Below are 14,704 nucleotides of genomic sequence, written 5' to 3'. Positions count from 1 at the left end.
ATGGCTTCGATTGCCTGCGTTCCCTCGGTCCCGGCCCCCGGGGACGCCACCGGCCTCCGCGATCGGGCGCGCGGCGCACTGCTGGGACTTGCCGTCGGGGACGCGCTGGGGGCGCCCGCCGAGAACATGAAGCCGTCCGAGATCCGCGCACGCTGGGGCCGCATCACCGGGTACGTGACCGAGACTCCGGCCGGCACGGACGACACGGAGTACGCGATCTTCTCGGGGCTGCTCCTGGCCCGGCACGGTTCGGCCCTCACGCCCCGGCATGTGGAGGCGGCCTGGCACCACTGGATCGCCGACCTGGACGAGGGGCCCTTCAGGGGCGCGGGCTTCAGCGAGCGGGGCACGCTGGAGAACCTGCGGCGGGGCCTGGCCGCCCCGATCTCCGCCCAGCACCGGCACGCCTGGAGCGACGGCCTCGCCATGCGCGCGGCCCCCTTCGGCGTCTTCGCGGCGGGCCGCCCCGCGGAGGCCGCCCGCCTGGTGGCCATCGACGGTTCGGTGAGCCACGACGGCGAGGGCATCTACGGCGGCCAGGCGGTCGCGGCGGGCGTGGCCGCGGCGATGGCGGGCGCCCCGACGATGGTGGTGGTCGCCTCGGCCCTGGCGGTGATCCCCGACGACTCCTGGACGGCCCGTTCCCTGCGCCGCGCCGTCGCCTGCGCCCACCGCGGCGAACGCGCCGTCCGCTCCGCCGTCGTCATCGGCGGCTACCCCTGGACCGACCTCGCCCCCGAGGCCGTCGCCCTGGCCTTCGGCGCGTACGCGGCCGCCGACGGCGACTTCACGGAAGCGGTCCTGACCGCCGTGAACATGGGCCGCGACGCCGACACCACGGCAGCGGTGGCAGGCGCCCTGGCCGGCGCGACGAAGGGCGCCTCGTCGATCCCTCCCACCTGGTCAGCAGCAATCGGCCCGGCAAAGGGCAGCTGCCTCCCATCCATGCGGGGCCACCACATCCTCGACGTGGCGGACCTCCTGACCCCGGACGAGGACGAGGTAATCCAGTGAAACCAGAACTACTCAACGACCCGAACGAGGGCGCCCCCTCAGGGGCAAAAGGAACGGCGCACCCAGCGCCTTCAGGGGCGCGGGGAACTGCGCGACAAGCCACAACGCACCCGCACATCGCACACCGGACCGACGCCCCACGGCGAATCGAGGGCCTCCTCCTCGGCCTGGCGGCGGGCGACGCCGCAGGCTGGCCCGCCGCCAGGCACAGAGCCGCCCGCATGCCCGAATGGACAAGACGCCTCACCCGAGAACTGGACACCTTCGCCGAACAGAACGCGACCACCACCCTCCCCGTCCCCATCGCCCTCAACCAACCCCCGGAACCTCTGCGCCTCGGCCCCTCGGACGACGCCGAATGGGCGGCATTCGCCGCGGAGGCAGTCCTGCGCGCCACCGACCCCGGCGCCCTCGGCGACCTGAGCCGAGAACGCCGTATGCGCGCGGCCATCGACCTGTCCTGGAACGCCATCGCCAGCGAAGTCGCCGCGGCAGCGGACCGCGCCCCCGAGGTCGAGTCGGCCGTACTCCCCCTGCGCGCCCGCATCTCCGTACGGGCAGGTCTCGGCAACCTCGCCACCGGCCTGCGCCCGCCCGCCACCGGCCACGACAACCCCCACTACTTCGACGACGCGGCCTGCGTACGGGCCTGCGTGCTGGCCGTGGCCCACGCCGGGGACCCCCGGCTCGCCGCGGAACTGGCCGAGTTCGACGCCCGCTACACCCAGGACGGCGACGGCGTGCACGGCGCCCGAGCGATGGCGGCGGCGCTGGCGCTCGCCCTGGCCGGCGCGGACGCCGAGACCTGCGTGGCAGCCGCGCTCGCCGAACTCCCGGAGTCCACGGAGATCGGCCGCAACGCCCGCCACGCGCTGGCGCTCGCCCACGAGGCCGACAGCGCCTTCAGCCTCGTACCCCTGCTGGAGCACCAGATCGTCGACCACGTCTACAGCTACGGCATCGCCGCCGCCGAGACCGTCCCGGTGGCCCTCGCCCTCGCCACCGCCTCGCACGGCCGGATCGCCGAGGCGGTACCCGCGGCCGCGTGTCTGTCCCGGGTGGCGGACTCGGCCCCCGCTCTCGTCGGCGCGCTGACCGGCGCGATCGGCGGCGGCACGGCGATCCCGGCGTCCTGGCGTGACGCGTGCCGCACGCTCTCGGGCTGTGCGCTCCCCCGCCTGACCGGCACGGACCTGGTGGAACTCGCCGAACTGCTGGCAGCCACGGAACTGGCCCTCTCAGGGGGATGATTCGGACATGACGCCCACCGCACCCGCAACTCTGGAAGAACGGATCACCCGCAGCCTCGTGGGAGCCGCCGTCGGCGACGCGCTCGGCGGCCCTGTCGAGGGCTACTCCCCCGAGCAGATCGCCGAACGCCACGGCGACCGAGTCCACGGCATCGTCGGTCCCTGGAACGGCGGCGACTGGCGCACGGCCCGCCCCATCGCCCCGTACCACAAGGGCGACGGCCACGTCACCGACGACACCTTGATGACCCACGCGCTGGTACGGGTGTACGCGAAGGTCCGCGACCACCTGGACGCGTACGCCGTCGCCGACCACCTGGTCCCCGACCTGATGACGACGCCGCGCTGGATCCCGGAGCTGGAGGCCGAGGCACTCCCCCTCCACCGGATCTTCCTGGCGGAGAAATGGCTGGTGACAAGGATCCACTACGGCCACGTGGACCCCCGCGAGGCCGGCGCCGGCAACATCGTCAACTGCGGTGCGGCGATGTACATGGCCCCGGTCGGCCTGGTCAACGCGGCCAACCCGGCGGGCGCGTACGCCGAGGCCCTCGATGTCGCGGGCGCCCATCAGTCGTCGTACGGACGCGAGGCGGCGGGCGTGTTCGCGGCGGCGGTGGCGGCGGCCTGCACGCCGGGCGCAACCCCGGACTCAGTCGTCGACGCCTGCCTGTCCCTGGCGAAGGACGGCACACGGGCGGCCATCGAGACGGTCTGCGACACGGCATCGCGCTACTCGGACTTCGAGTCGGCACTCCGCCCCCTGCGCGAGGCGGTGGCGCCCTACGACACGGTCGGCCCCGACTACCGCGCCCCGTCCCTGGGTGCCCGTCGCCCCTCCCGCATCCACTCCATCGAGGAACTCCCGGTCGCCCTCGCCATGTTGCTGGTCTCCCGCGGCGACTACCGGCACGCGGTCCTGGGCTCGGTGAACTACGGCCGCGACTGCGACTCGATCGCCACGATGTCCGGCGCTCTCGCGGGCGCCCTCGGTGCGGAGATCCCGCCCGACTGGGCCAAGACGGTCGCGGAGTCCAGCCGCCTGGACCTCCAGGCCCCCGCGACGACGCTCACAGAGGTGACCCGCGAGATCTTCACCCGCGACACCGCCCGCCGCCGCACCCACGAGACGGCCTACGCGGAGCTGTCATGACCCCCCTCCGCCTGACCTGGGTCCAGCCGGAGGACCTCCTGGGCCACGAACTCCACCAGGCAAGACAGGACGGCCGCGAACCATCGGCCATCGCCGCCCGCTGGCACAGGGCGGGCGGCCCCCAGCCCCCCCGACGAGCAGGCGCCTCCCCCCAACCGGCCACCACCTACCTGAGAGCCCTGGCCAAGGACCTCCTGGACGAACTGGCGGACCTACCAAGCAGCTTGAAGGACAGAGAGCCAACAGCCCTGCCCAAGATCAGAGCTCTCTGCCCCGACTGGTCCACAACAGCTGACGGCCCCGCGCTTACCGTTGTGGGCAATCGTTCCGCTGGGGCGATGGGGGTCCCCCCGCTCGAGCGAAGCCGAGAGTGGGGGAGGGTGGGCACAGCGGACCTCAGCAGCACAGCCGGGGGTCTGGGGGCAGCGCCCCCAGTTACGGGAAGGGGTGGGTCTGGGGAAGAAAAAGCGCCCCTGACCCCCGCCACACTCCACCCCCGCCTGGAGGCCGCCTGGCTGGGCAGAGCCGCAGGCTGCCTCCTCGGCAAGCCAGTGGAAAAACTCCCCCTGGACGGCATCAGAGCGCTGGCCAGAGCCACCGGCAACTGGCCCCTGACCACCTGGTTCACAGAACGAGGCCTTCCACCGGACCTAAAAGCCACCCACCCCTGGAACCGCCGCTCCGCGACCACCTCCCTCGCCGAGAACATCGACGGCATGCCGGAGGACGACGACCTCAACTACCCCCTCCTGAACCTCCTGCTCCTCCAACGTCACGGCAAGCACTTCACCACCACGGACGTGGCCCGCCTCTGGCTGGACGAACTCCCAGCGGGCCGCACGTTCACCGCGGAACGCGTCGCCTACCGCAACCTCCTCGACGGCATCGAACCCCCGCACACGGCTCGACACCGCAACCCGTTCCGCGAATGGATCGGCGCCCTGATCCGCGCGGACGCCCACGGCTGGACCAACCCGGGCGCCCCGGCGACCGCCGCGGAACAGGCCCACGGGGACGCCATCCTCACCCACACCGCCAACGGCGTCTACGCGGCGATGTTCACGGCGGCAGCCATCGCAGAGGCAGCCACCGGCACGAGCGACATCCACGCCTGCCTCCGTACGGGCCTCACCGTCGTACCCCCCGAGTCCCGCCTCGCCGAAGCAGTCCGCCACGCGATCCAACTGGCTGCGGAACACCGGGATTTCGACACGGTCGTCGACGAACTGCACGCCACCCATGCCGCCTACCACTGGGTCCACACCATCCCCAACACGGCCCTGCTCGCCGCCGCCCTCACCCACGCGGACGGCGACTTCACGGCCTCCATCTGCCGTGTCGTGTCGGGCGGCTGGGACACGGACTCGAACGGCGCGACGGCCGGCTCGATCACGGGCCTGCTCGCGGGCGCCCCCGAAGCGATCCCGTCCCGCTGGACGACCCCCCTCAAGAACCGACTGGCCACGTCCGTCGGCGACTTCAACGGCACGGGCTTCGACACCCTCGCCGACCTGACAGCGCAGCTGGCGACCCGGCCGACCACCTGACCGAACGCCTGACCCCTCCCCCGGCGCAGCCAACTCCCCCACCCCACCCCCATCTCCATCCCCACCAGGAGTCCCCCACCCATGACCCACACCGCCGTGACCGCACCGGCACCCCTCACCGGCCTCCGCGTCCTCGACCTCGCCACCCTCTTCGCCGGCCCTCTCGCAGCCACGATGCTCGGCGACTTCGGCGCGGAGGTCATCAAGGTCGAGCACCCCCGCAGACCGGACCCGTCCCGCGGCCACGGCCCGTCGAAGAACGGCATCGGCCTGTGGTGGAAACTCCTCGGCCGCAACAAACGCACGATGACGCTGGACCTCTCCACCAAGGGCGGCCGAACCACCCTCCTCCGCCTGGCCGCCTCCACCGACGTGATCATCGAGAACTTCCGCCCCGGGACCCTGGAGAAGTGGAACCTCGGCTGGGAGGAGCTGTCTGCCGCGAACCCCCGCCTGGTCCTGGCCCGCGTCACCGGCTTCGGCCAGTTCGGCCCGTACGCGCACCGCCCCGGCTTCGGCACACTCGCCGAGGCGATGAGCGGTTTCGCCGCGATCACCGGCGAACCGGACGCCCCGCCGACCCTCCCGCCCTTCGGCCTCGCCGACTCGATCGCGGGCCTGGCCACGGCGTACGCGGTGATGACGGCCCTCACCGCCCGCGACCATACGGGCCGCGGGCAGGTCGTCGACATGGCGATCATCGAGCCGATCCTCACGGTCCTCGGCCCGCAACCGCTCTGGTACGACCAGTTGGGCCACGTCCAGCCCCGCACGGGCAACCGCTCCCAGAACAACGCGCCCCGCAACACCTACCGCACCGCGGACGGCAGTTGGGTCGCCGTCTCGGCCTCGGCCCAGTCGGTCGCCGAACGCGTGATGCGCCTGGTCGGCCGCCCGGACCTGACCGCCGAACCCTGGTTCACCACAGGCGCGGAACGGGCCCGCCACACCGACGTCCTCGACGAGGCGGTCGGATCATGGATCGCCCTCCACACCCGCGATGAGGTCATCGCGGAGTTCGAGAAGGCGGAGGCGGCGGTGGCTCCCATCCAGGACGTACGCGATGTCATGACGGACCCTCAGTACGCCGCCCTCGACACGGTCACCACCGTCGACGACCCCGAACTGGGCCCACTGCGCATGCAGAACGTCCTCTTCCGCCTCACCGACACCCCCGGGGGAATCCGCTGGGCGGGCCGCCCGCACGGTGCCGACACGGACACCGTCCTCGCCGAACTCGGCCTGACGGAGGCCGAGATCACCACGCTCAGATCGGAGGGCGCACTGTGACCGCGGAAGCCACCGGCGTCCCAGGAGCAACCGACGCCTTCGCTCTCACCTGGCTGTACGTCCCCGGCGACCGCCCCGAAGTGGTGGCGAAGGCCCTGGTCGCGGGCGCCAACGTGGTCGTCGTCGACCTGGAGGACGCGGTCGCCCCCGACCGTAAGGAGTACGCCCGCGCCGCCACCGCCGACCTCCTGTCCGAGCCGTCCCCGCTCCCGGTCCCGGTGCACGTCCGCGTCAACGCACTGGACAGCCCGGAGTCCGTCGCCGACCTCCGGACCCTCGCCGCGCTCCCGGCCCTGTCGAACCTCGCCGGCATCCGCCTGCCCAAGGTCACGGCCCCCACCCAGGTCGTGCGTACGGCGGACAGGGCCCCGCACATCCCCCTGTACGCCCTCCTGGAATCGGCCCTCGCCATCGAGAACGCCTACGCGATCGCCACGGCCCACCCCGCCCTGCGCGGCATCTCGCTCGGTGAGGCCGACCTCCGGGCCGACCTCGGCGTACGCGACGACGCGGGCCTCGACTGGCCCCGCTCCCGAGTGGTCCTGGCCGCCCGGGCGGCGGACCTGGCCCCGCCGCCCCAGTCCGTCCATCCCGACGTGCGCGACCTGGCCGGTCTGGCCGCGTCCTGCGCCCACGGCCGCGCGCTGGGCTTCCTCGGCCGCGCGGCCATCCATCCCCGTCAGCTACCGGTGATCGAGACGGCCTACCTCCCGACCCCGGAGGACATCGAATCGGCCGAGTCGGTCGTCAAGGCCGCGGCCACCCGCCCCGGCGCCCAGGCCCTCCCGGACGGCCGCTTCATCGACGCGGCGGTCGTGGCGGCGGCCCATCGCACCCTGGCACTGGCCCGCCGCCGCTAGTCGTGCACGCACACGTGGAGGGGGCGCCCCAACTGCTCGGGGCGCCCCCTCCACGTACGAACTGGGGTCAGGCCTTCTTCGCCGACCCGGCTTCGTCCTTCGCCTCGGCGGAACTCGACGAATCGTCGGTCTCCGACTCGGAGGAGCTGGAGCCGGAGCCGGAGCCGGAGTCGGCCGTCTCCTTCTCGTCCTCGGACTTCGCGGCCTCGGACGTCTTGGCCTCGGACGTCTTGGCCTCAGACGTCTTTGTCTCGGACGTCTTTGTCTCGGACTTCTCAGCGTCGGACTTCTTGCCCTCGGAAGCCTTGTCGTCGGACGTCTCGTCCTCGGACTTCTTGTCCAGCTTCACCGCTGCGCCGTCGTCGTCGGTGTCCCCGTCGGAGGCATTCGGTTCGACGACCTCTTCGCGTCCCGGACGGCGCCGGGCCGACAGCACGATGTAGAGGACGGCGAGGAGGAAGACGACGATCGAGGTCCACTCGTTGAGGCGCATCCCCAGGAAGTGGTGGGCCTCGTCGACGCGCATGGCCTCGATCCAGAAGCGGCCCGCGCAGTACGCGGCCACGTACAGGGCGAAGGCGCGGCCGTGGCCGAGCTTGAAGCGGCGGTCGGCCCAGATGACGAGGACCGCGACACCGATGCACCACAACGACTCGTACAGGAAGGTCGGGTGGTAGTAGCCCGGCACCCGGCCGTCCGTCGAGGACGTGATGTGCAGCGCCCAGGGGAGGTCCGTCTCCCGCCCGTACAGCTCCTGGTTGAACCAGTTGCCCCAGCGGCCGATGGCCTGCGCGAGGGCGATGCCGGGCGCGAGGGCGTCGGCCCACGCGGGCAGCGGGATCCCGCGGCTGCGGCAGCCGATCCAGGCACCCACCGCGCCGAACGCGATGGCGCCCCAGATACCGAGGCCGCCCTCCCAGATCTTGAAGGCGTCGACCCAGTCCTGACCCTCGCTGAAGTACAGCTGGTAGTCGGTGATGACGTGGTAGAGCCGTCCGCCGACGAGACCGAACGGCACGGCCCACACGGCGATGTCCGCCACGGTGCCTGGTCGGCCCCCGCGCGCGATCCATCGCCTGTTGCCGAGCCAGACGGCTACGAAGACGCCGATGATGATGCAGAACGCGTAGCCGCGCAGCGGAATGGGGCCGAGGTGCAGCACACCGCGCGACGGGCTGGGGATATAGGCAAATTCCATGGCAGGGTTGACGCTACCCTGCCGGGCGGCACGTACGGCAACCCGCCCGGGCTACGGCTCCATAACAAGACCGACGGGACCCACGGGGCCTTCGGTGCGGAAGTGACACCCGCGAAGCGCCGCGCGGCCCACCGGCCTCCCGCTCGACCTCCCGTCACAGCCCGTCACAGCCCGCCATCCCGGCGCCCGGCGCCCCGCACCCCGCACCCCGCACCCCGCACCCCAGGCTCCGCGGCTCACGCCTTGTCGGCCTGCTGCACCATCTGCTTCAGCTTCGCCGGGGTCATCGACTGGTCCTGGTAGATGTTCTTGCCGTTCAGCAGCACCGTCGGCGTGCCACTGAAGCCACCGCCCTGGAAGGCCTTGTGGGACTTGGCGACCCAGCTGTCGTGCGCGCCGTCGTCGACGCACTTCTTGAACGTGCCGGTGTCCAGCCCGTCGACCTTGCCGGCCAGCTCGATCAGTTCGCTGTTCTTCGCGTACGCGTCGTCCGTCTCGGCGGGCTGGTTCTCGAACAGCACGTCGTGGTACGCGGTGAACTTCCCGGCGTCCTGGGCGCAGGCCGCGGCATTGGCCGCGCGCAGGGAGCCGCTGCCGCCCATGTTCCCGTCGATCAGGGTCGCGAGGTGGTACTCGACCTTGAGCTGTCCGGCGTCCGTCAGCTCGTGGATCGTCGAGCGATAGGCATCCTCGAAGCTCTTGCAGGCCGGGCAGCGGAAGTCCTCCCACACGGTGAGGGTGGACTTGGCGCTCTCCTTGCCGACGGGGATGGCGAGACTGTCGTCGCCGTTCGCCCCCGAGGGCGCCGTCACCGGGCCCGCCGTGTCGGTCTTGTCCTTGCCCGCGTTCGCGGCCAGGACACCGCCGACCGCGGCCAGTGCCAGTACGCAGACGACGGCACCGCCCACGATCAGCACGCGCCGGCGCTTCTCCGCCGTCTTCTGCTTCGCTCGCTCTTCCGCCAGCCGCTCGCGGGCGGTGCGCTTTCCCTCACGGTTCTTCTCGCTCACATCCCGCAGAACGAACCGGGGAGGCGCACCGCGCCTCCCCGGCCCCAGGTTCACCCGTTCGAGTGAGCGGATTGTCCGTTACGTGCTCGAACGGACATGGGTCACGCCGTGCCGCGCACGCCCTTCGCGAGGTCGGCGGCAAGGGCGCGTACGGCGTCCAGGCCCGCGGCCTCGTCCGGGGCGTCCAGCATCCGCTTCACGAAGGCCGAGCCGACGATGACGCCGTCGGCGAAGCCCGCGACCTCGGAGGCCTGCTCGGCGTTCGAGACGCCGAGGCCGACACAGACCGGGATGTCGGTGGTGGCCTTGGTGCGCCGCACGAGGTCCTGGGCCTGCGCGCCCACGGACTCACGCGTCCCGGTGACGCCCATCAGCGAGGCCGCGTAGACGAAGCCGGAGCCCGCCTTCGTGATCTCGGCGAGCCGGGCGTCCTTGCTGCTGGGCGCGACGACGAAGACGGTCGCGAGGCCGTGCTTCTCGGCGTGCTCCCTCCACAGCGCGGACTCCTGCACGGGCAGGTCGGGCAGGATGCAGCCCGCCCCGCCCGCCTCGGCCAGCTCGGCGGTGAAGCGCTCGACGCCATAGCGGTCGATCGGGTTCCAGTACGTCATCACGAGGACGGGCTTGCCGGTCGCCCCGTACGCCTCGCGGACCGTGCGCATCACGTCCGCGATCTTGACGCCGCCGCGCAGGGCGATGTCGTCGGCGGTCTGGATGACCGGTCCGTCGAGGACGGGGTCGCTGTGCGGCAGGCCGACCTCGACGACGTCCGCGCCGCCCTCGAAGACGGCCTTGACGGCCGCGATCCCGCCGTCGACGGTCGGGAAGCCGGCCGGCAGGTACGCGATGAGCGCGGACCGTCCCTCCGCCTTCGCACCGGCGAGGGTGTCGCTCAACAGCTGGATGTTGCCGCTCACTTGGCGTCCCCCTCGATCTCCGCGCTGTCGCTGTCGGCGTCCGCCTCGACGACGGCGTCGGCACCCTCGTCGTACAGGCCGAAGTAACGGGCGGCCGTGTCCATGTCCTTGTCGCCGCGCCCGGACAGGTTGACGACGATCAGCCCGTCGGGCCCCAGTTCCTTGCCGACCTCCAGGGCGCCCGCGAGCGCGTGCGCGCTCTCGATGGCCGGGATGATGCCCTCGGTACGGGAGAGCAGGCGCAGGGCCCGCATCGCCGCGTCGTCGGTGACGGCACGGTACTCACCGCGGCCGCTGTCCTTGAGGTACGCGTGCTCGGGGCCGATGCCCGGGTAGTCGAGTCCGGCCGAGATCGAGTACGGCTCGGTGATCTGGCCCTCCTCGTCCTGGAGGACGTACGACCGCGAGCCGTGCAGGATGCCGGGCTCGCCCGCGGTGAGGGTGGCCGCGTGCTCGCCGGTCTCGATGCCGTGTCCGGCGGGCTCGCAGCCGATGAGGCGTACGTCCGCGTCCGGGATGAAGGCGTGGAAGAGGCCGATGGCGTTCGAGCCGCCGCCGACACAGGCGATGGCCGCGTCGGGGAGACGGCCGGCGCGCTCCAGGATCTGCCGCCTGGCCTCGACGCCGATGACGCGGTGGAAGTCGCGGACCATGGCCGGGAAGGGGTGGGGTCCGGCGACAGTCCCGAAGAGGTAGTGGGTGCGGTCGACGTTGGCGACCCAGTCGCGGAAGGCCTCGTTGATGGCGTCCTTCAGCGTCCGGCTGCCGGACTTCACGGAGATGACCTCGGCGCCGAGCATGCGCATCCGGGCCACGTTCAGGGCCTGGCGCTGGGTGTCGATCTCGCCCATGTAGATGGTGCATTCGAGGCCGAACAGCGCGCAGGCGGTGGCCGTCGCGACCCCGTGCTGGCCCGCGCCGGTCTCGGCGATGACCCGGGTCTTGCCCATGCGCCTGGTGAGCAGGGCCTGCCCGAGCACGTTGTTGATCTTGTGGGATCCGGTGTGGTTCAGGTCCTCGCGCTTGAGGAACACCCGGGCGCCACCGGCGTGTTCAGCGAAGCGCCGCACCTCGGTGAGGGAGCTGGGACGGCCGGTGTAGTGGACGAGCAGGTCGTCCAGTTCCCGGGCGAACTCGGGGTCGGACTTCGCCTTGTCGTACTCCACGGCGACCTCGTCCACGGCGGCGACCAGCGCCTCCGGGATGAACTTTCCGCCGAACGCGCCGAAGTACCCCTCGGCGCTGGGAACCTGACCCTCGGGGTCGGGAATGAAGAACTCGCTGGACATGCGGTTACCTCGCAGGGGCGACAGCCCCGGGATTGGTCGGAAGGGGGTCACATGGATCGCATGTCACCTGCGGTTCGGCAGCGCCCCGAAGGGGCGCGGGGAACTGCGCGACCAGCCCCCACCGGCCCGCGGGTTCATCACGGGACTTCCAGCGGAACGCCTGGACGCGGCTCAGCTCACCGCAGGTGACACGCGCCGGCGCCATCGCATCCCGTTGACCTGGCCGGGCTCGTCACCGATGACGTACCGCACGCGGCGACCGTGCACACGCCGCGCGGGCGCCCGGCAGCCGCGCGGACGGCAGCCGCGGGCGAGCCGTGCGTAGGGGCCACGGGCCACCGAAGGGCCCGCGGCGGCCGACCGTACGCTCGCCGGACCACCGTCGGGGCCTGGGCCCGGACGGGTGGTCGTGGCGGCGAGGGAACGGTCGGCGTACATCCGGAGTGTCAGCCCCGTCCGTGCCGCAGCGCGGGATGGGCTCCCGCGGCGACCAGGTCGGAGACGGCCGTCTTCGGGTCCCGGCCGGTGACCAGGGACTCGCCCACCAGTACGGCGTCGGCGCCCGCGTTGGCGTACGCGATGAGGTCGTGCGGGCCGCGGACACCGGACTCCGCGATCTTCACGATGTGCGCCGGGATCTCTGGTGCGACGCGGTCGAAGGTGCCGCGGTCGACCTTGAGGTCCTTGAGGTTGCGCGCGTTGACGCCGATGACCTTCGCGCCGGCGTCCACCGCCCGCTCGACCTCGTCCTCGTCGTGCACCTCGACGAGCGGCGTGAGCCCGATGGACTCGGCGCGCTCGATGAGGGACTCCAGGGCGGGCTGGTCGAGGGCGGCCACGATGAGCAGCGCGAGGTCCGCGCCGTACGCCCGGGCCTCCCACAGCTGGTAGGAGGTGACGATGAAGTCCTTGCGCAGCACCGGAATGTCGACCCGGGCGCGGACGGCCTCCAGGTCGGCCAGCGATCCGCCGAAGCGGCGCTGCTCCGTGAGGACGGAGATGACGGCCGCGCCGCCCGCCTCGTAGTCGGCGGCGAGTGCGGCGGGGTCGGCGATCGCGGCGAGCGCGCCCTTGGACGGGCTGGAGCGCTTGACCTCGCAGATGACCTTGACGCCGTCGCCGCGCAGGGCCGCGACACCGTCCTTGGCAGCCGGAGCCTTCGCGGCGCGCTCCTTGAGCTCGTCGAGGCTGACGCGCGCCTGCCGCTCCGCGAGGTCGGCACGGACTCCGTCGATGATCTCGTCGAGCACACTCACGCGAGCGGCCCCCTTCCCAGACGGTTGACAGTTGTAGCGCTTCTGCGGTTGACCCGGGTCCGTCTCGCTTCGGACGAAACCGATGGTCACTGCGATGGTATCCGGAGGAGGGCTTAGGCCTCGCATCCGGTTGACGCCGGTCCCACTACCTGGACGTTCACCGATTGATCAAGGATGCAGCCAGCCACCGAACGGCAGGTTCCGGACAACCGTGAAGACCAGCAGCAACGCACCCAGGCCCCACAGGACGGACGGCCGGGGATCGATGCGCAGCGGCCGCCCCTGGACGGTACGGATCACCCAGACGGTCCACACGACGGCGAACACCAGATATCCCACGACGGCGACCGCGTTGGCCCCGAGCGCCGCCACGAGGTCCCCGTGCGCGACGGCGTGCGCGCTGCGCAGTCCGCCGCAGCCGGGGCAGTACACGCCGGCGTACTGGAGCAGCGGACAGGCGGGGTAGTGCCCCGGCTCGTTCGGGTCGACGGCCCCCACGTACACGAAGGCGCCGGCCACGGCCGCGAGGATCCCGCCGGGCACGAGGAGCCGCCGCGCCACGGACCCCTGCGGTACGGGTCCTGGAGCGGGCGTCACCCTCTGGGTCTCGGCGTTCACCCCACGCATTCTGCCGCGCCGGGGCGCACACCGCACACATGCGCGTACGCGAGGAGTCACGTCCGTACGCGAAAGAGGCGGGCCCGGCAGTCGAAACCGGTTCCGCCTCTCAGCACGCCGTGAAGGATCAGCTCTCGGCGGACGCGGACGCCACCTGGTGGGTCCGGGGGGCGGCCTTCTGCTTGCCCAGGCCCGCCGCGCTCATCGCCATGCCGACCACGCCACCGAGGGCCACGACGACCATGCCGGCCCAGAAGCCCAGCGGGCTGGCCATCACCATGAAGGCACCGGAGATGCAGAACCCGATGATCGCGATGGTGACACCGGTCCAGGCGGCCGGAGTGTGACCGTGGTTGCTGCCCGCCATGACTTAGCTCCTCATGATCTGTGTTGCTGTGCGTGTGTGAGTCGAACGCTCGCCGCCCATTGTCCCGCACGCGCGAGTGCGGCCTGCGCGGGGGTATCGAGCCCCGTCAGGGGCGGGGGCTGCGCCCCGTCAGGTACGCGGGGGCCTGTGTCCCGTAAGGGGCGCGGGGAACTGCGCGACCAGCCCCCACCGGCCCGCAGCCAAAGTACGGCATCCCCACGGAGTGCTAGGCGCCGGTCGGGTCCTCACCCCGGTCCAGCGCCTTCCAGATCTCCTCGGGCCGGTCCGGGTCCGCCGGGACCCGGGGCTTGCGCACCCGCGGAGCGCCGTCGCGCTCGTACCGCCCCGACATGGCCGGCCACAGCCGCCCGTACCGCAGGGCGAGGAGCCCGGCGAGAAGCAGCAGCACACCCCCCGCCGCGGCCACGTAGGGCCAGGCGGTGTGGGTCATGGCGTCCACGGTCGCCCCGCTGTCGCCGGAGGCCTGCGCCGCCTTCTCGTCGAGCGCGGAGCTGTCGGAGGCGCCGAGGAGCGCCGAGACGACGGTGCCCGCGCCGGAGAGCGCGAGGAGCCCGGCGACCAGGAAGCGGCCGGCACGGCGGACGGCGAAGACGGCGACGAGAGCGGCGAGGCCCACTATGGCGAGGGACGCGGGCACGCCCGTCACATCGCCGCCCTTGGCGCTCAGCGGGAAGTCGCCGCCGGCCACCGTCGCGGTGCCCTCCGACCAGCCCTGCCGCGAGGCGAGCAGCGCGACGACCGCGCCGAGCGCGCCGAACAGCAGGGCGAGGGCGAGGCTTCGGCGGCCGGACCGGGCGGGTCCGGGGGCTTCGGATCGGGGGTGCGGAACAGCAGTCACGTACTCCACTATCGCCTGAACACCGGGCGAACCGTCACCCGGGGTTCACGTGACTCGCGTCCCACTGTCCGCGTAC

General features: G+C 72.1%; 15 protein-coding genes. 6 read left to right on the top strand and 9 right to left on the bottom strand.

Going from position 1 to position 14,704, the window contains the following annotated elements:
- The 6 genes from QF035_RS38025 to QF035_RS38000 all read left to right on the top strand — a co-directional run bounded on the left by QF035_RS38025 (window position 1) and on the right by QF035_RS38000 (window position 7,114).
- The gene (locus QF035_RS38025; RefSeq protein WP_307525519.1) at window positions 1-1,014 is read left to right on the top strand and encodes an ADP-ribosylglycohydrolase family protein; all 1,014 of its coding nucleotides are present in this window, start codon (window positions 1-3) and stop codon (window positions 1,012-1,014) included.
- Complete coding sequence (locus QF035_RS38020) at window positions 1,011-2,264, top strand: ADP-ribosylglycohydrolase family protein (protein ID WP_444968440.1); 1,254 nt, start codon at window positions 1,011-1,013, stop codon at window positions 2,262-2,264. The genes QF035_RS38025 and QF035_RS38020 overlap by 4 nt, the downstream gene beginning before the upstream one ends.
- A gap of 7 nt (window positions 2,265-2,271) precedes the next feature.
- The gene (locus tag QF035_RS38015) at window positions 2,272-3,417 is read left to right on the top strand and encodes an ADP-ribosylglycohydrolase family protein (protein WP_307525517.1); all 1,146 of its coding nucleotides are present in this window, start codon (window positions 2,272-2,274) and stop codon (window positions 3,415-3,417) included.
- Window positions 3,414-4,964: an ADP-ribosylglycohydrolase family protein gene (locus QF035_RS38010; protein ID WP_307525516.1), complete on the top strand. Its 1,551-nt coding sequence runs from the start codon at window positions 3,414-3,416 to the stop codon at window positions 4,962-4,964. Before QF035_RS38015 ends, QF035_RS38010 begins: the two co-directional genes overlap by 4 nt.
- An 81-nt stretch (window positions 4,965-5,045) precedes the next feature.
- A complete protein-coding gene (locus tag QF035_RS38005; protein WP_307525514.1) occupies window positions 5,046-6,254 on the top strand; it encodes a CaiB/BaiF CoA transferase family protein in 1,209 nt (402 codons plus the stop codon).
- Window positions 6,251-7,114 carry an HpcH/HpaI aldolase/citrate lyase family protein gene (locus tag QF035_RS38000; RefSeq protein WP_307525512.1) on the top strand — a complete coding sequence of 288 codons (864 nt, stop codon included), beginning with the start codon at window positions 6,251-6,253 and terminating at the stop codon, window positions 7,112-7,114. Before QF035_RS38005 ends, QF035_RS38000 begins: the two co-directional genes overlap by 4 nt.
- Before the next feature lie 67 nt (window positions 7,115-7,181).
- On the opposite strand, the gene lgt is transcribed toward QF035_RS38000, so the two are convergent.
- From lgt to QF035_RS37955, 9 genes are all read right to left on the bottom strand, one after another.
- Window positions 7,182-8,312: a prolipoprotein diacylglyceryl transferase gene (gene lgt / locus QF035_RS37995; RefSeq protein ID WP_307525510.1), complete on the bottom strand. Its 1,131-nt coding sequence runs from the start codon at window positions 8,310-8,312 to the stop codon at window positions 7,182-7,184.
- A 236-nt stretch (window positions 8,313-8,548) separates the two neighbouring features.
- Window positions 8,549-9,322: a DsbA family protein gene (locus QF035_RS37990; RefSeq protein WP_307525508.1), complete on the bottom strand. Its 774-nt coding sequence runs from the start codon at window positions 9,320-9,322 to the stop codon at window positions 8,549-8,551.
- Between the two features lie 101 nt (window positions 9,323-9,423).
- Window positions 9,424-10,239, bottom strand: coding sequence for a tryptophan synthase subunit alpha (gene trpA / locus QF035_RS37985; protein ID WP_307525506.1), 816 nt, complete (start codon window positions 10,237-10,239; stop codon window positions 9,424-9,426).
- A complete protein-coding gene (gene trpB / locus QF035_RS37980) occupies window positions 10,236-11,528 on the bottom strand; it encodes a tryptophan synthase subunit beta (protein ID WP_307525504.1) in 1,293 nt (430 codons plus the stop codon). The genes trpA and trpB overlap by 4 nt, the downstream gene beginning before the upstream one ends.
- A 171-nt stretch (window positions 11,529-11,699) precedes the next feature.
- A complete protein-coding gene (gene trpM, locus QF035_RS37975) occupies window positions 11,700-11,966 on the bottom strand; it encodes a tryptophan biosynthesis modulator TrpM (protein WP_307525503.1) in 267 nt (88 codons plus the stop codon).
- Between the two features lie 8 nt (window positions 11,967-11,974).
- Window positions 11,975-12,784: an indole-3-glycerol phosphate synthase TrpC gene (gene trpC / locus QF035_RS37970; protein WP_189840339.1), complete on the bottom strand. Its 810-nt coding sequence runs from the start codon at window positions 12,782-12,784 to the stop codon at window positions 11,975-11,977.
- A 168-nt stretch (window positions 12,785-12,952) separates the two neighbouring features.
- Window positions 12,953-13,411: a DUF2752 domain-containing protein gene (locus tag QF035_RS37965; protein ID WP_307525501.1), complete on the bottom strand. Its 459-nt coding sequence runs from the start codon at window positions 13,409-13,411 to the stop codon at window positions 12,953-12,955.
- Window positions 13,412-13,529: 118 nt separating this feature from the next.
- Complete coding sequence (locus QF035_RS37960; protein ID WP_200398865.1) at window positions 13,530-13,769, bottom strand: HGxxPAAW family protein; 240 nt, start codon at window positions 13,767-13,769, stop codon at window positions 13,530-13,532.
- Between the two features lie 226 nt (window positions 13,770-13,995).
- Entirely contained in the window at window positions 13,996-14,637 is a 642-nt protein-coding gene (locus tag QF035_RS37955; RefSeq protein ID WP_307525497.1) for a TIGR02234 family membrane protein, read from the bottom strand.
- Between the last annotated feature and the right edge of the window lie 67 nt (window positions 14,638-14,704).

The organism is Streptomyces umbrinus, from assembly GCF_030817415.1.
GTDB classification, from domain to species: Bacteria; Actinomycetota; Actinomycetes; order Streptomycetales; family Streptomycetaceae; genus Streptomyces; species Streptomyces umbrinus_A.
This window is presented reverse-complemented; position numbering and strand designations above follow the sequence as displayed.